Below are 14712 nucleotides of genomic sequence, written 5' to 3'. Positions count from 1 at the left end.
AGCTGGCGGATGCCAGCTTTTTTTATGCCTGTTATCCAAGGTGCTCGCCGCCCGTCACGCCATGCACTTCGGCGGTAACGTAGCTTGATTCCTGGCTCGCCAGATAGACATAAATCGGTGCCAGTTCCGCAGGCTGGCCGGCACGCTTCATTGGCGTTTGTTGGCCAAACTGCGGCAGTTTCTCCTGCGGCTGACCCCCGGCAATTTGCAGCGCTGTCCAGATTGGCCCCGGGGCTACGATGTTAACCCGAATCCCTTTTTCCGCGACCTGCTTCGCCAGTCCCCGGCTGTAATTGAGGATTGCCGCCTTGGTTGAGGCGTAATCCAGCAAATGCGTGCTCGGTTGATACGCCTGAATAGACGAGGTGGTGATGATGCTCCCGCCCGGTGGCAGCAGCGGCACGGCTTCCTGGGTGATCCAGAACAGTGCAAAAACGTTAACGGTGTAGGTTTGGGTAAATTGCTCCGTTGTCAGGTTGGCAATCTCTTCCACAGCAGTCTGTTTACCTGCCACCAGCGCCAGGATATCCAGCCCGCCAAGCTGCTCTTTTGCCTTGTGCGGCAAAGAGCGGGCAAAAGACTCATCGGTCAGGTCACCGGGAATTAACACCGCTTTGCGCCCGGCGGCTTCGATTTGCGCCTTCACCTGCTGCGCGTCTTCCTCTTCCGCAGGCAAATAGTTGATGGCGACATCTGCGCCTTCTCGCGCATAGGCAATAGCCGCCGCGCGACCAATGCCCGAATCGCCGCCGGTCACCAGCGCTTTGCGATCTTTTAGCCGCCCGCTACCGACGTAGCTGTTCTCGCCGCAGTCGGGAACGGGATCCATCTTCGACTGTACGCCTGGCGTTGGTTGCCGCTGTTTCGGGTATTCGCCAGTGTAATACTGCGTGGTGGGATCCTGCATTTTCGTCTGGTTATTCGCCATTACGTACCCTCCATATCGGTTGTTGAGTACTTAAGGTTAGAAGCCTGAGCTGAAAATGCAGACTAATTCAGGATTATCTTGAGGCAAAGGTGTACAAGCGAGGGAAAGGTAAAGGGCTATTTTGTGTTAGCGGATCGCTTTGCCGCCGCTTCTTCTTCCAGTGCCACGGTCGTTACATTCGAGGTGCGGAATTCGCCATCGCTTAGTTTGCGACTCAGGCGTAACGTCGCGGTTTCGCGGCTCAGAATGTACTGATAGTTCGCCTCCAGGCGACCCATGATTTTGTCCCGTAACTCTGGTTTTTGCGCGATGATGGCGTCGATCACCGCACCATAAATCTCTTCTTTCACCTGCAGCGGATAAATGTCGCGACGGTTCTGCCATTTCAGGCGCACCAGCGCCGCAGGAATAGAAACCAGTTCATGCGCGATTCGCTGAATAGTCTCGTTTTTACTTAATATCAGGGCTTCTTTATTTTGCTTTAAGATAAATTCATCGCTTTTTTTCTCTTCCAAAGCTAAATAAACGTTATTATTATCGACCTCGTTCACGTTATTCATCCCCGAACTTATAAAACATTGGCGTATCTTTTTCTCGGGTAATGAGGTTAAGCCAAATCTCATTACCTGCTTCATTTATTTGCTGAGTTTTATCCGCAATTATTTGGCTTAATGTTTGGGCATCTATCTCGCCTTCCGCTTGTAAATCATTAAGTAAACGCGCGAAGGTCTCGATTTTTACCACACGCAATAGCCGCTCTTTTATATGGCGGTCGCGTTCTTCCAGCAGCATATTTCTCGACTGCCCGGTACGGTTGGCATTCGCTAATATATCGTTAGCATGTTCAGCGAGTGTTCTTTTACCCTGAGTTAAATTAGGCTCTTTTCCTTCTTCTCCAGGCTTGGTTTCAACGGCAGAAATGTGAAATCGTGCCGGGACAAGATTCTCGGGAAGCATTTCCAATGTCCTTTAATATCAACAGGGAAGAGGGTGTTCAGGCGTGAGGTTCGTTGACAATATCATGGCGCACTTTTAAAATCAAAAAAAAGGAGCCTGCTCATGAACAGTATTTTTTATTCTGTTATTGCTTTATTGCTGCTGACGGGCGGCGTTCTTTTATTGATGCGTGAGTACAATAAAAAAGCTCCCCTTAGTGAAATTGACAATCCGCCTTTACCACCGCAACCGTTGTCAAAAGAGGAGGGGGAAGATCATTTCTCCGCGTTAATGAATGCGATTACTCCAGTGTGGTACTGGCGCGTTAATCATGAATATATAGATTTTCTTCATGCGACAATTAAGCGCATGAATATGGCGGAATTAAATAGTACGCCTGGGTTATTTGAAGCGCAGCGTCGCTGCAGCGATCTCAATTCAGCGGTGTATAAGTATTACGACAATATAAAAAAGCGCTGCGTAAATGGTGAAAAAGTACCGCATTCGGATCTGGATGTGCTCAACCTGCGCCAGTGTTTTCGTGAATTCAGTATGGAAGCGTATCCCGCGCTGGTCGTGCTGGTATGGCCAGAGAACCAACGTCCCTGGGTCAATCCCGAAGAGGTGTAGCGCCGTGTTGCTTTAGTGTTGCAAATTGTTTGCCTGGCTGGGATATACTGAACGCCGGTTTAGCAATCTGAAGAGACTTTACGCAACATGGAACGCTTTCTGGAAAACGCAATGTACGCTTCGCGCTGGTTGCTCGCCCCGGTTTATTTCGGCCTCTCCCTCGCCCTGCTTGCGCTGACGGTAAAATTCTTCCAGGAGATTTTTCACGTCCTGCCCAATATCTTCAATCTGGCGGAAGCGGATTTGATCCTGACACTGCTGTCGCTGGTGGATATGACGCTGGTGGGTGGTTTGCTGGTGATGGTGATGTTTTCCGGCTATGAAAATTTCGTTTCGCAGCTCGATATCGCCGAGCATAAAGAGAAGTTGAACTGGCTTGGCAAAATGGACGCCACATCGCTGAAAAACAAAGTGGCGGCGTCGATTGTTGCCATTTCGTCGATTCATCTGCTGCGCGTGTTTATGGATGCTAAAAATGTCCCGGATAACAAACTGATGTGGTATGTGATTATCCACCTGACGTTTGTACTTTCCGCTTTTGTGATGGGCTACCTGGACCGATTAACCCGCCACCAACACTGAGTTCATTGCCGGGCCGCGTTCTGCCGCCCGGCATTACCGTTTTACTTATCTGAAGAAGCCTGCCACAGATTCAGCTCGCCATCGGCAACGTGCTTGTCGATTTGCGCTAACTCCTCGCGACTAAAACTCAGGTTGTTCAACGCCTGAACGTTCTCTTCCAGCTGTTCCGGACGGCTTGCGCCAATCAGCACCGACGTGACCCGCGCATCTTTTAACAGCCAGCTCAGCGCCATTTGCGCCATCGACTGACCACGGCGCTGCGCCATGTCATTGAGTAAGCGCAAGCTGTTGAGGTTGCTCTCTGTCAGCATTTTCTCCGTCAGACCACGCACTTTTTTGCCTTCACGCTGCATACGTGACCCTTCCGGAATGCCGTTCAGGTATTTGCCGGTCAGCAGCCCTTGTGCCAGCGGGGTAAAGGCGATGCAACCCACGCCATTATCTTCCAGCGTATCCAGCAGGCCGGTTTTATCCACCCAGCGGTTCAGCAGGTTGTAAGAGGGCTGATGGATAAGCAGCGGGATTTTCCACTCGCGCAGCAGGGCTGCCATTTGTTGTGTACGCTCAGTGGAATAGGAAGAGATGCCGACATACAGCGCTTTACCGCTCTGTACCGCCTGCGCCAGCGCAGATGCCGTCTCTTCCATTGGCGTTTTTTCATCAACCCGATGCGAATAAAAGATATCAACGTACTCAACGCCCATCCGCTTCAGGCTCTGGTCGAGGCTGGCGAGCAGGTACTTACGTGAACCGCCGGAACCGTACGGACCTGGCCACATATCGTAACCGGCTTTGGTGGAGATAATGATTTCGTCGCGGTATGCGGCAAAATCCTCACGCAGCAAGCGGCCAAAATTTTCCTCCGCGCTGCCGGCTGGCGGCCCGTAGTTATTGGCTAAATCAAAGTGGGTAATGCCGAGGGAAAATGCTTTTCGCAGTAAGGCGCGCTGTGAGTCCAGGGCGTGCCCGTGACCAAAACTGTGCCACAAACCGAGCGAAAGCGCGGGCAGTTGTAGGCCGCTTTTGCCGCAATATCGGTACTGCATCTGTTCGTAGCGATTCGGGTTGGCGAAGCCAGGCATGATGTCTCCTTTCTTTTTAATCTTATCGATGAAAATTCGAAACAACGTTTCTATCTTACGTCTGTTTTCTGCACATCAAAAGATGAGGTTGTGTCTGGATGTTTTTTGAGCGAAAAGCGGAGCGCTATGCTTTGCTTAGAGAGGCATAAAAAGGGGGAGATAACCGATGACGCGTTTAACGGCGAAAGATTTTCCGCAGGAGTTGCTCGATTACTACGACTACTACGCACACGGCAAGATCAATAAGCGAGAGTTTTTACAACTGGCGGGCAAATATGCGGTGGGCGGCATGACGGCGCTGGCGCTGTTCAATCTCTTGAAACCGAACTACGCGCTGGCAACGCAAGTAGAATTTACCGATCCGGACATTCATCCTGAATACATCACTTATCCGTCGCCAAACGGGCATGGCGATGTGCGTGGCTACCTGGTCAAACCGACAAAAACGCAGGGCAACGTGCCGGCAGTGGTGGTGGTGCATGAAAATCGCGGGCTGAACCCGTATATCGAAGATGTGGCTCGCCGCGTCGCCAAAGCAGGCTATATAGCGCTGGCACCGGATGGTTTAAGTTCTGTGGGCGGCTATCCCGGTAACGATGATGAAGGTCGCGCATTGCAGCAGAAAGTTGACCCGACAAAGCTGATGAATGATTTTTTTGCCGCCATTGAGTTTATGCAAAAGCATCCGCAGGCGACGGGCAAAGTGGGGATCACCGGTTTTTGCTATGGCGGCGGCGTGTCAAACGCAGCGGCGGTGGCTTACCCCGAACTGGCGTGCGCGGTGCCTTTTTATGGCCGACAGCCTCCAGCGGCGGATGTGGCGAAAATCAACGCGCCGCTGTTGCTGCATTACGCGGCGCTGGACAAGAACATCAACGACGGCTGGCCGGCCTATGAACAGGCGTTAAAGGCCAGGCAAAAAGTTTACGAAGCGTGGATTTATCCCGGCGTTAACCACGGTTTTCACAACGATTCGACGCCCCGATACGATAAAACCGCTGCCGAATTGGCCTGGCAACGCACCCTCGATTGGTTCAAAAAGTATCTCACCTAGCGGCTACTGCACTGGCAGGGATGCCGGAAAACATAAAAAAGATGAATATGTCGTATTGGGTTTATTTATCTGTGTGAGTTAACGGCATAAGCCATACTTACCAGGTTTTTACGTCGTAAATGCAGAAGAACCGATAATTAACGCAATGCCTTTGGTTTTCTGGCTTTTACTGGCAGGCAAAATCGCGTCTTTAATTTACGTTAGGCTTCCGTTCTTTCTGCGAAAATTCCTGGGAAAGCGGCTAAAAAATCGGCATGACATAAATCGTTGCGGGCTATTCATAATATTTATCAATGTATACAAAAATAACCTTCTGTAGAGGTTTTGTCCCAACGGCTAACGCAGGGCATGGCAAAGTGCGTAAGGTGCCGTACCTTTACAGAGCGCTATATGACTGGGTTTTACCCTTTCACCCTGCACCGTTAGCTGCCTGACTATCGGGTTGTGTTGCGTAAAAAAACATCTTTTTTAACATCACTTCACAGGTGTTTAAAGGTTACTTAACTCTTATTTTTTTGACTTTTCTGCCCAATGATTAGTGATATTTATCGGTGTTTTTCAAACGGTGATAATAACTATTATCGCTCTGTTCAATCGCTTTTTTAATATCGTCATCCGCTGATGAAATTATTTGATAATTGTGGTTTTTAATTTTTTGGCACGGCGTTTTAATAATTGAATGTTTCCGCATTTGTGATATTTGTGGTTCTTTTGATAATAGATTTATCAAAAGAAATGTCTTTTATTATTAGCTGGTTATGCGCTTTTTTATAAGCGGCATTGCAATGCTGTTAACAAAATTCATGCTGAAGTAAAGTTAGCAGAATAAGCGTTTTAGCGGCGACTCAAGCGGCAGAAGAAGGAGAAAAGGTCAACGCTGTTCTCATACAAAAATTTTTAGCCAGACATTTAATATTTTCCGCACCTTGCCGATAAATGGAGATAACTCTCGCCCGCAGGCGAGAAAGCACCATTACCGCAAGGACAATATTATGAATATGCTTCGTAACTTTACTATACGAGCCGTGATGCTGGTGATCCTCGGGATCTTCGGCGTGCTGTGGTCTGGCGTCGGCTTATATAGTGTTTTTTCTCTGTCAAAAGTCGCTGATGGCAATGACGTTGATCGCCAGCTGGTGACGCAAATGACCCTTCTTAGCCAGGGTAATGATCAGTACTTCCGATTTGTTACTCGTCTTAGCCGTGTGATGGAAGCCAAAGCTGCGGGTGGCTCGCCAGATATGGCACCGGTGAAACAGGCGCTGGATACCATGTCGCGTAAATTGACGGAGTTTAAAGCCGTATCGCCAGGCCCGATGGATCCCAAAGTATCTGAACAAGTGATTGCCGCCTGGCAGGCGCTGCTGGATCAAGGGGTAACTCCGCAGATGCAGCTGGCGCAGCAAGGTACGCCAGACGCATACCGCCAGCAGGCTAATAATGTTACGCCGGGTTTGAGCCGCAGCTTTGGTACGGCGACAGAAAGTTTTAATAAAGCGGCCAGCAGCAGCCTCGATGAAACACGCGTGATGGTCGATGCGCGCACCAGCACCACGCGCGTCGCGATTATTACTGCGATGGTGATTGGCTTGCTGATCCTGCTGTTCACCGACCGCTATCTGGTCGCCATGCTGGTGAAACCGCTGAACCGCATTCGCGCGCACTTCCGTTTGATGGCGCAGGGCGATCTCAGCCAGCCGCTGGAAGATATGGGGCGCAACTGCGTGGGGCAGGTGATCCCGCTGCTGTTAGCAATGCAGGATAGCCTGCGCGAAGCGGTGAGCAGCATCCGCCACGGCAGCGAGAATATCTGGCGTGGCGCGTCCGAGATCTCTACCGGTAATAACGATCTCTCTTCCCGCACGGAAGAGCAGGCCGCCGCACTGGAACAAACCGCTGCCAGCATGGAAGAGCTGACCTCAACGGTAAAACTGAACGCGGATAACGCCAACCAGGCAAGCGAACTGGCTGAAGTGGCGTCGACCACCGCCAGCAAAGGCGGCGCGCTGGTAAAAGAAGTGATCAGCACGATGGACGGCATCTCCGACAGCTCGAAGAAAATCGCCGAAATCACCAACGTGATTAACAGCATCGCCTTCCAGACCAACATTCTTGCGCTTAACGCCGCCGTGGAAGCCGCGCGTGCGGGTGAGCAAGGTCGTGGTTTCGCAGTGGTTGCGGGTGAGGTGCGTAATCTCGCCAGCCGCAGTGCCGGCGCAGCGAAAGAGATCGAAACGCTGATCGCGGATTCCGTTTCCCGCGTGGAGAAAGGCGCGAAACTGGTCAATGACACCGGCACCACCATGGAAAGCATTCTGCGTTCGGTGAGAGAGGTGACCACCATTATGAAAGAGATCGCTTCTGCGACGGATGAACAGAGCAAAGGTATCTCTCAGGTGGGCGTGGCGATTACCCAGATGGACAGCGTAACGCAGCAGAACGCCGCGCTGGTGGAAGAGATTTCCGCCGCCGCCGCCGCGCTGGAGCGCCAGACCGAAGAGTTGCAGCGTTCCGTTCAGCAGTTCCGCCTTTCCAGTGAAGAGCAGCAGAAACCTGCGGCCACCGCGCTGGTAAAACCGGATTTATCACGCGGAGGATCGCGTAAAGCATCAACCTCTTCGGATGAGTGGGTCGCGTTTTAATCAGCGCTATCGCCGCCACGGAAGATCGATATATAATTTTTTATATAGCGATTGTGGAGGTGATAACGATGGACAACCATTTTGGTAAAGGCTTGATGGCCGGGCTGAATGCGGCGCAGGCGGACAGCGCCAGTAACGTGGCGCATTTCTGCCCGGACTATAAGCGTGGTTTTGTACTCGGGTTTTCGCATCGTATGTTTGAAAAAACCGGCGATCGTCAACTCAGCGCGTGGGAAGCAGGCATTCTTACGCGTCGCTACGGGCTGGATAAGGACATGGTGATGGATTTCTTTCGCGAGAGCCACTCCAGCACTGTGATCCGATTTTTTATGGCGGGTTACCGTCTCGAAATCTAAAAATAAGCTTTGCTCAAAATGTAGTTCTCTTTTGTGAAGGTCACTTTTGTCGAGGGTGACTTTCATTTTTTTGCCGTTTTGTGCTCCTAAGCCCCTCATTTTTCTGTGACTACTGCAACACTCTCCGCCTTTTTGCATAATACCCTTGTTTTTTATGTGATTATTTGTCGGGGCGATCGCAGCATTCATCTGCCAAATGGGTGGAGAATAATCCTAGTCCAGGCTAAGGGATAACAATAAATGGCAGGAGAGAACCAACAATTTGCGTCTCATGGCGTGAGCCGTCGTGATTTTATGAAACTGTGTGCTGCACTGGCGGCGACCATGGGGTTAAGCGGTAAAGCCGCTGCCGAAATGGCCGAAGCTGTCAGTCACCCTCAGCGTCCACCCGTTATCTGGATTGGCGCGCAGGAGTGCACAGGCTGTACTGAATCACTGCTTCGCGCGACGCACCCCACCGTAGAAAACCTTGTGCTGGAAACCATTTCGCTGGAATACCACGAAGTGCTTTCTGCCGCGTTTGGTCACCAGGTTGAAGAGAATAAACACCGGGCGCTGGAGCAGTATAAAGGCCAGTACGTGTTGGTGGTCGATGGCTCGATTCCGATGAAAGACGGCGGGGTTTACTGCATGGTCGCCGGCGAACCGATTGTCGATCATATACGTAAAGCGGCAGAAAACGCGGCGGCGATTATCGCTATTGGCTCCTGCGCCGCCTGGGGCGGCGTGGCGGCGGCGGGCGTTAACCCGACCGGTGCCGTCAGCCTGCAAGAGGTGCTGCCTGGCAAAACGGTGATCAACATTCCCGGCTGTCCGCCGAACCCACAAAACTTCCTTGCCACGGTGGCGCATATCATCACCTTCGGCAAACCTCCGGCGCTTGACGCCAAAAACCGTCCCCGCTTTGCCTACGGACGCTTAATTCACGAGCACTGCGAACGTCGACCGCATTTTGACGCCGGGCGCTTTGCGAAAGCGTACGGCGATCAGGGGCATCGCGAAGGCTGGTGCTTGTACCACTTAGGTTGCAAAGGCCCGGAAACCTGGGGCAACTGCTCAACGTTGCAGTTTTGCGATGTGGGCGGTGTCTGGCCCGTTGCCATTGGTCACCCGTGCTACGGCTGTAACGAAGAAGGGGTTGGCTTTCACAAAGGCATCTCCCAGCTTGCGCATGTGGATAACCCTACGCCGCGCGCCGCGAAACCAGACGTCAACCTGAAAGAGGGCGGCACCGTGTCGGCAAGCGCAGTCGGTTTGCTGGGTGGCGTCGTCGGCCTGGTGGCGGGCGTCGGTGTGATGACCGTGCGTGAACTGGGTCGCCAGCAGAAGAAAAACGACACGGATTCACAGGGAGGCTAGCCGTGAACAGACGTGATTTTCTCAAAGTGGCGTCCGGCGGGGCGCTGCTGGTGGGGGGATCGTCCGCGAGTTTTGCCGCCGCGCAAAACCGCCCGCCGATCCCCGGCGCGCTGGGGATGTTGTACGACTCCACGCTCTGTGTCGGTTGTCAGGCCTGTGTGACGCGTTGCCAGGAAATTAACACGCCGCAGCGTAACCCTCAGGGCGAGCAAACCTGGTCGAATAACGACAAACTTTCGCCTTATACCAATAACATTATTCAGGTCTGGCACAGCGGCAGCGGCGAGAACAAAGACCAGCTGCGCGACGGTTATGCCTATATCAAAAAGCAGTGCATGCACTGCGTGGATGCCAACTGTGTTTCCGTCTGCCCGGTGCAGGCGCTGAAAAAAGACGCCAAAACCGGCATCGTTCACTACGACGCCAGCGTCTGTACCGGCTGCCGCTACTGCATGGTCGCCTGTCCGTTCGATGTGCCGAAGTATGACTACAACAACCCCTTCGGCGCGCTGCATAAGTGCGAGCTCTGCAACCAGAAAGACGTGGCGCGGCTGGATAACGGCGAGCTGCCCGGGTGTGTGGAAGTGTGCCCGGCGGGCGCGGTGATTTTCGGCACGCGCGAAGAACTGCTCGCCGAAGCCAAAAAACGTCTCGCGATGAAACCCGGCTCTGAGTACCGCTACCCGCGCCAGACATTGAACACCAACGACACCTACGTGCATAACGTGCCCAGCTACTACCCGCATCTGTACGGCGAGAAAGAGGGCGGCGGCACGCAGGTGCTGGTGTTGACCGGGGTTCCTTATCAGGAGCTGGGGTTGCCGGAGCTGGACGACCTGGCAACCGGCGCACGCTCTGAGCATGTTCAACATACGGTCTACAAAGGCATGATGTTGCCGCTCGCCGTGCTGGTTGGGCTGACTGCACTGGTACGCCGCAATACGCGGGACAACCATGACGGAGGCGATCATGAGTCATGATCCACAAGCGATGGGCGGCAAACTGCTGAGTAAACCGGTGCTGCTGTTCGCCCCGCTGATCGTGCTGTGCGCGATCTTTATCCTCAAGCGTTTGATCTTCGGGCTCGGATCGGTCTCGGATCTGAACGGTGGTTATCCGTGGGGGATCTGGATCGCGTTTGATTTGCTGATCGGCACTGGCTTTGCCTGTGGCGGCTGGGCGTTGGCGTGGGCGGTGTATGTCTTTAACCGGGGCGATTATCACCCGCTGGTGCGCCCGGCGCTGTTGTGCAGCCTGTTCGGTTATTCGCTGGGCGGCTTGTCCATTACCATCGATGTCGGACGTTACTGGAATCTGCCTTACTTCTATATTCCCGGCCATTTCAACGTCAATTCAGTGCTGTTTGAAACCGCGGTCTGTATGACGATTTACATCGGCGTGATGGCGCTGGAGTTCGCCCCGGCGCTGCTGGAAAGGCTTGGCTGGAAGGTTTCGCTGCGCCGTCTCAATAAAGTGATGTTTTTCATTATCGCACTTGGCGCGCTGCTGCCGACCATGCACCAGTCGTCGATGGGCTCGTTAATGATTGCCGCCGGATATAAGGTTTACCCGCTGTGGCAGAGCTATGAAATGTTGCCGGTTTTCTCGCTGCTGACCGCGTTTATTATGGGTTTTTCGATTGTCATTTTCGAAGGCTCATTAATGCAGGCCAGCCTGCGCGGCAACGGGCCGGATGAAAAACGCCTGTTTAGCAAACTGATTAACATCCTGAGCGTGCTGTTAGCGCTGTTCCTGGTGCTGCGGTTGGGAGAGATCACGTGGCGTGACAAATGGCATTACGCCTTTGCCGGTGATTTTTACAGCCTGATGTTCTGGCTGGAAATGGCGCTGCTGGCCTTGCCGCTGCTGATCCTGCGCGCGCCGCGTTTGCGCCGTGATTCCCGCTTTTTGTTCCTTGGCGCGTTGAGCATGCTGCTCGGCTGTGCGCTGTGGCGGCTCTCTTATTCGCTGTTGGCCTTTAATCCTGGCAACGGCTACCACTACTTCCCGACAGCGGAAGAGTTATTGATTTCCATCGGTTTTGTGGCAATTGAAGTCTGTGCGTACATCTTACTGATACGTCTGTTGCCGATTATTCCTCCGTTAAAAACATCTGCGCGACATGAGGCGAGTAAAGCATGAGTCAACGTATCACCATTGATCCGGTTACCCGTATTGAGGGTCATTTACGCATTGATTGCGAAATTGAAAACGGCGTTGTATCAAAGGCCTGGTCGTCAGGAACCATGTGGCGCGGGATGGAAGAGATTGTCAAAAACCGCGACCCGCGCGACGCATGGATCATCATGCAGCGCATTTGCGGCGTTTGTACGACGATCCACGCCATTGCCTCGGTGCGGGCGGTAGAAAGCGCGCTGGAGGTGAAGGTGCCGCGCAACGCCCAGTACATCCGCAACATCATTCTGGCCGCCCACTCGATTCACGATCATATCGTCCATTTCTATCAGCTTTCGGCGCTCGATTGGGTCGATATCACCAGCGCGCTGAATGCCGATCCGGCGAAAGCCGCCGCGCTGTTACAGGGGCTTTCCGACTGGCCGCTTAACAGTGAAAACGACTTCAAAGCGGTGCAGGAGAAGATCAAAGCGCTGGTCGCCAGCGGCCAACTGGGCATTTTTGCCAACGGCTACTGGGGCCACCCGGCAATGAAGTTGCCGCCGGAAGTGAACCTGATTGCCGTCGCGCACTACCTGCAAGCGCTGGAGTGTCAGCGCGACGCTAACCGCATTGTCGCGCTGCTCGGCGGTAAATCGCCGCACATTCAGAACCTGGCGGTGGGCGGGGTTGCCAACCCGATCAATCTTGATGGCATCGAAGTGCTGAACCTTGAACGCCTGATGTATCTCAAGTCGTTTATCGACAAGCTGGAAGGGTTTATCGAGCAGGTTTATAAAGTCGACACGGCGGTGATTGCGGCGTTTTACCCGGAATGGCTCACGCTCGGTAAAGGCGCGGTGAACTACCTGAGCACGCCGGAATTCCCCACCGATGCCAACAACGGCAGCTTCCTGTTTGCTGGTGGCTACATTGAAAATGCCGATCTTGCGACCTACCGTGAAATCAACACCCACACCGATCCTTTCCTGATTAAAGGCATTCAGGAGAGCGCGAAACATGCCTGGTATAAAGACGAGGCGCCACAGGAGCCGTGGCAGGGCACCACGCTGCCGCAGTACACCGGCTGGCAGGAAGAGGGCAAATACTCCTGGGTTAAATCGCCCACCTTTTACGGCAAAACGGTCGAAGTGGGGCCGCTCGCCAATATGCTCTGCAAGCTGGCAGCGAAACACCCGGCAACGACGGAGAAATTGCACGATATCACCGCCATTTACCAGAAACTCACCGGTAAAACGGTGGCGGTGGAGCAACTGCACTCCACGCTGGGGCGCATTATCGGCCGCACGGTTCATGCCTGCGAGTTACATCAGGTCTTGCAGCAGCAGTATCAGGCATTGATAGACAATATCGGCAAAGGCGATGTGCAAACTATCGCCCATACGGAAATCCCGACCAGCGGCGAGTTTAAAGGCGTCGGCTTCCTTGAAGCGCCGCGCGGCATGCTCTCCCACTGGATCGTTATCAAAGACGGCAAAATCGATAACTACCAGGCGGTAGTGCCGTCAACCTGGAACGCCGGTCCGCGCAACTTCAACGACGACGCCGGACCATACGAGCTGTCACTGGTGGGAACGCCAATTGCCGATCCGCAAAAACCGCTGGAAGTGGTGCGCACCGTTCACTCGTTCGATCCGTGTATGTCGTGCGCGGTCCACGTGGTGGATGCCGACGGCAACGATGTTGTCGCGGTGAAGGTGCTGTGATGTCGATTTTAGTGTTAGGCGTGGGCAACATTTTGCTCACCGATGAAGCGATAGGCGTGCGGGTGGTGGAAGCGCTTGAGCAGCGTTACCACCTGCCCGCGCATGTCGAGGTGCTGGACGGCGGCACTGCGGGTATGGAGCTGCTTGAGGCGATGGCTAACCGCGATCATCTGATCATCGCCGATGCGGTGGTCAGCCGCAAAAGCGAGCCGGGTACAGTAATTTGCCTGCGCGATGACGACGTGCCAACGCTGTTCAGCAATAAAATTTCGCCGCACCAGTTGGGGCTATCGGATGTGCTGTCGGCGCTGCGTTTCACCGACGAGTTTCCGAAAAAACTGACGCTGATTGGCGTTATTCCATCCTCGCTGGAGCCACATATCGGCATGACACCGGTGGTGGCGGCGAGCCTGGACACCGCGCTACAGGCGGTGCTGGCGGCGCTGCGTGAATCCGGCGTGGAGCCTGTTTTACGGGAGACTGAACATGCAGGATGAGGTGATGGGGTTCGACGTTTCGCCGCACTGCGAAGTGCAGGCGGCTTTTATGGCGATAGCCGAGCAGGAGATGCAGGGTCTGCCGTTTGTCCATGCAACCATGCCGGTGTATGTCACGCCGTTTACCCGCTTTGAAGAGCAGTGGCTGGGCTGTGTGCTGACACCGTGGATGCTGAGTCTGCAAATCTACCCCGGCCCGCAGCAGTGCTGGCCTCGCCGCCCGGTGAGCCAGCGGCTGGGGCTGCGATTGCCCTATGGCGAAATGACCTTTACCGTCGGCGAATTACCCGCATTGGGGCAATACCTGAGCTGCTCGCTGATGTCGCCGCTCGATCGGGGATTGTCTGTTGATGCTGGCATCACGCTTGCCGATAACTGCCTGAAAATGGCGCTTTCGTTGCCGGTCACCGATGCCGCGCTAAGCCGTCGCGCGTTACTGCAAGGGCTACGGGACAAAGCGCATGCATGAGTTATCCCTGTGCCAGAACGCGGTGGAGATCATTGAACAGCAGGCGCGGCAAAACGGCGCGCGGCGCGTGACGGGCGTATGGCTGGAAGTGGGCGCGCTGGCTTGTGTGGAAGAGAGCGCGCTGCGGTTTGGTTTTGATATCGCCTGCCGCGAAACGCTGGCGCAGGGTTGCACATTGCATATCCTCCATAAACCGGCGCAGGCCTGGTGCTGGAATTGCAGCCAGACAGTGGAAGCCGAGCGGCACGATGAATGCCCGCTCTGCCACTGCCCGACGCTGCATATTGAGCGCAGCGACGGCGTGCAGATCAAAAGTATCGAAGTGGAGTAAAGCA

16 protein-coding genes are annotated in these 14712 nt (G+C 53.8%); 12 read left to right on the top strand and 4 right to left on the bottom strand.

Going from position 1 to position 14712, the window contains the following annotated elements:
• Positions 1 to 31: 31 nt before the first annotated feature.
• The 3 genes from DFO56_RS17525 to DFO56_RS17515 all read right to left on the bottom strand — a co-directional run bounded on the left by DFO56_RS17525 (position 32) and on the right by DFO56_RS17515 (position 1885).
• Positions 32 to 928, bottom strand: a complete 897-nt coding sequence (locus DFO56_RS17525) for an SDR family oxidoreductase (RefSeq protein ID WP_020455261.1) — start codon at positions 926 to 928, stop codon at positions 32 to 34.
• Positions 929 to 1044: 116 nt separating this feature from the next.
• Positions 1045 to 1488: a hypothetical protein gene (locus DFO56_RS17520; RefSeq protein WP_045512126.1), complete on the bottom strand. Its 444-nt coding sequence runs from the start codon at positions 1486 to 1488 to the stop codon at positions 1045 to 1047.
• Positions 1481 to 1885 carry a hypothetical protein gene (locus tag DFO56_RS17515; RefSeq protein WP_020455259.1) on the bottom strand — a complete coding sequence of 135 codons (405 nt, stop codon included), beginning with the start codon at positions 1883 to 1885 and terminating at the stop codon, positions 1481 to 1483. Before DFO56_RS17515 ends, DFO56_RS17520 begins: the two co-directional genes overlap by 8 nt.
• 102 nt (positions 1886 to 1987) lie before the next feature.
• Between DFO56_RS17515 and DFO56_RS17510 the strand changes: the two genes are divergently transcribed.
• Both DFO56_RS17510 and DFO56_RS17505 read left to right on the top strand, forming a co-directional pair.
• On the top strand, positions 1988 to 2494 hold the full coding sequence (locus tag DFO56_RS17510) for an ESA_00282 family adhesion-associated protein (RefSeq protein WP_017457485.1): 507 nt from the start codon (positions 1988 to 1990) through the stop codon (positions 2492 to 2494).
• A gap of 87 nt (positions 2495 to 2581) precedes the next feature.
• Positions 2582 to 3076, top strand: a complete 495-nt coding sequence (locus DFO56_RS17505; protein WP_017457486.1) for a TIGR00645 family protein — start codon at positions 2582 to 2584, stop codon at positions 3074 to 3076.
• Between the two features lie 41 nt (positions 3077 to 3117).
• Here the strand turns inward: DFO56_RS17505 and DFO56_RS17500 are convergent, their stop codons facing one another.
• On the bottom strand, positions 3118 to 4158 hold the full coding sequence (locus DFO56_RS17500) for an aldo/keto reductase (protein WP_045512128.1): 1041 nt from the start codon (positions 4156 to 4158) through the stop codon (positions 3118 to 3120).
• 166 nt (positions 4159 to 4324) lie between these two features.
• Here DFO56_RS17500 and yghX point away from each other — a divergent pair, with 166 nt between their 5' ends.
• The 10 genes from yghX (at position 4325) to hypA (ending at position 14708) form a co-directional block, all read left to right on the top strand.
• Complete coding sequence (yghX, locus tag DFO56_RS17495) at positions 4325 to 5212, top strand: YghX family hydrolase (protein WP_045512131.1); 888 nt, start codon at positions 4325 to 4327, stop codon at positions 5210 to 5212.
• Between the two features lie 992 nt (positions 5213 to 6204).
• Complete coding sequence (locus DFO56_RS17490) at positions 6205 to 7854, top strand: methyl-accepting chemotaxis protein (RefSeq protein ID WP_045512135.1); 1650 nt, start codon at positions 6205 to 6207, stop codon at positions 7852 to 7854.
• Between the two features lie 68 nt (positions 7855 to 7922).
• Positions 7923 to 8210, top strand: a complete 288-nt coding sequence (locus DFO56_RS17485) for a DUF2623 family protein (protein ID WP_025263833.1) — start codon at positions 7923 to 7925, stop codon at positions 8208 to 8210.
• A 240-nt stretch (positions 8211 to 8450) separates the two neighbouring features.
• The gene (gene hybO / locus DFO56_RS17480; protein WP_045512138.1) at positions 8451 to 9569 is read left to right on the top strand and encodes a hydrogenase 2 small subunit; all 1119 of its coding nucleotides are present in this window, start codon (positions 8451 to 8453) and stop codon (positions 9567 to 9569) included.
• 2 nt (positions 9570 to 9571) lie between these two features.
• Entirely contained in the window at positions 9572 to 10549 is a 978-nt protein-coding gene (hybA, locus tag DFO56_RS17475) for a hydrogenase 2 operon protein HybA (protein ID WP_020455252.1), read from the top strand.
• Entirely contained in the window at positions 10539 to 11711 is a 1173-nt protein-coding gene (gene hybB, locus DFO56_RS17470) for a Ni/Fe-hydrogenase cytochrome b subunit (RefSeq protein ID WP_020455251.1), read from the top strand. The genes hybA and hybB overlap by 11 nt, the downstream gene beginning before the upstream one ends.
• The gene (hybC, locus tag DFO56_RS17465) at positions 11708 to 13411 is read left to right on the top strand and encodes a hydrogenase 2 large subunit (protein WP_045512141.1); all 1704 of its coding nucleotides are present in this window, start codon (positions 11708 to 11710) and stop codon (positions 13409 to 13411) included. Before hybB ends, hybC begins: the two co-directional genes overlap by 4 nt.
• A complete protein-coding gene (locus tag DFO56_RS17460; RefSeq protein ID WP_045512143.1) occupies positions 13411 to 13908 on the top strand; it encodes a HyaD/HybD family hydrogenase maturation endopeptidase in 498 nt (165 codons plus the stop codon). The genes hybC and DFO56_RS17460 overlap by 1 nt, the downstream gene beginning before the upstream one ends.
• Entirely contained in the window at positions 13898 to 14377 is a 480-nt protein-coding gene (hybE, locus tag DFO56_RS17455; protein WP_045512147.1) for a hydrogenase-2 assembly chaperone, read from the top strand. Before DFO56_RS17460 ends, hybE begins: the two co-directional genes overlap by 11 nt.
• Positions 14370 to 14708 carry a hydrogenase maturation nickel metallochaperone HypA gene (gene hypA / locus DFO56_RS17450; RefSeq protein WP_045512150.1) on the top strand — a complete coding sequence of 113 codons (339 nt, stop codon included), beginning with the start codon at positions 14370 to 14372 and terminating at the stop codon, positions 14706 to 14708. The genes hybE and hypA overlap by 8 nt, the downstream gene beginning before the upstream one ends.
• Positions 14709 to 14712: the final 4 nt, after the last annotated feature.

Source organism: Kosakonia sp. AG348 (genome assembly GCF_003337365.1).
Classification (GTDB): domain Bacteria; phylum Pseudomonadota; class Gammaproteobacteria; order Enterobacterales; family Enterobacteriaceae; genus Kosakonia.
The sequence above is the reverse complement of the archived record's forward strand: the minus strand, read 5'-3'. Positions and strand labels throughout refer to the sequence as shown.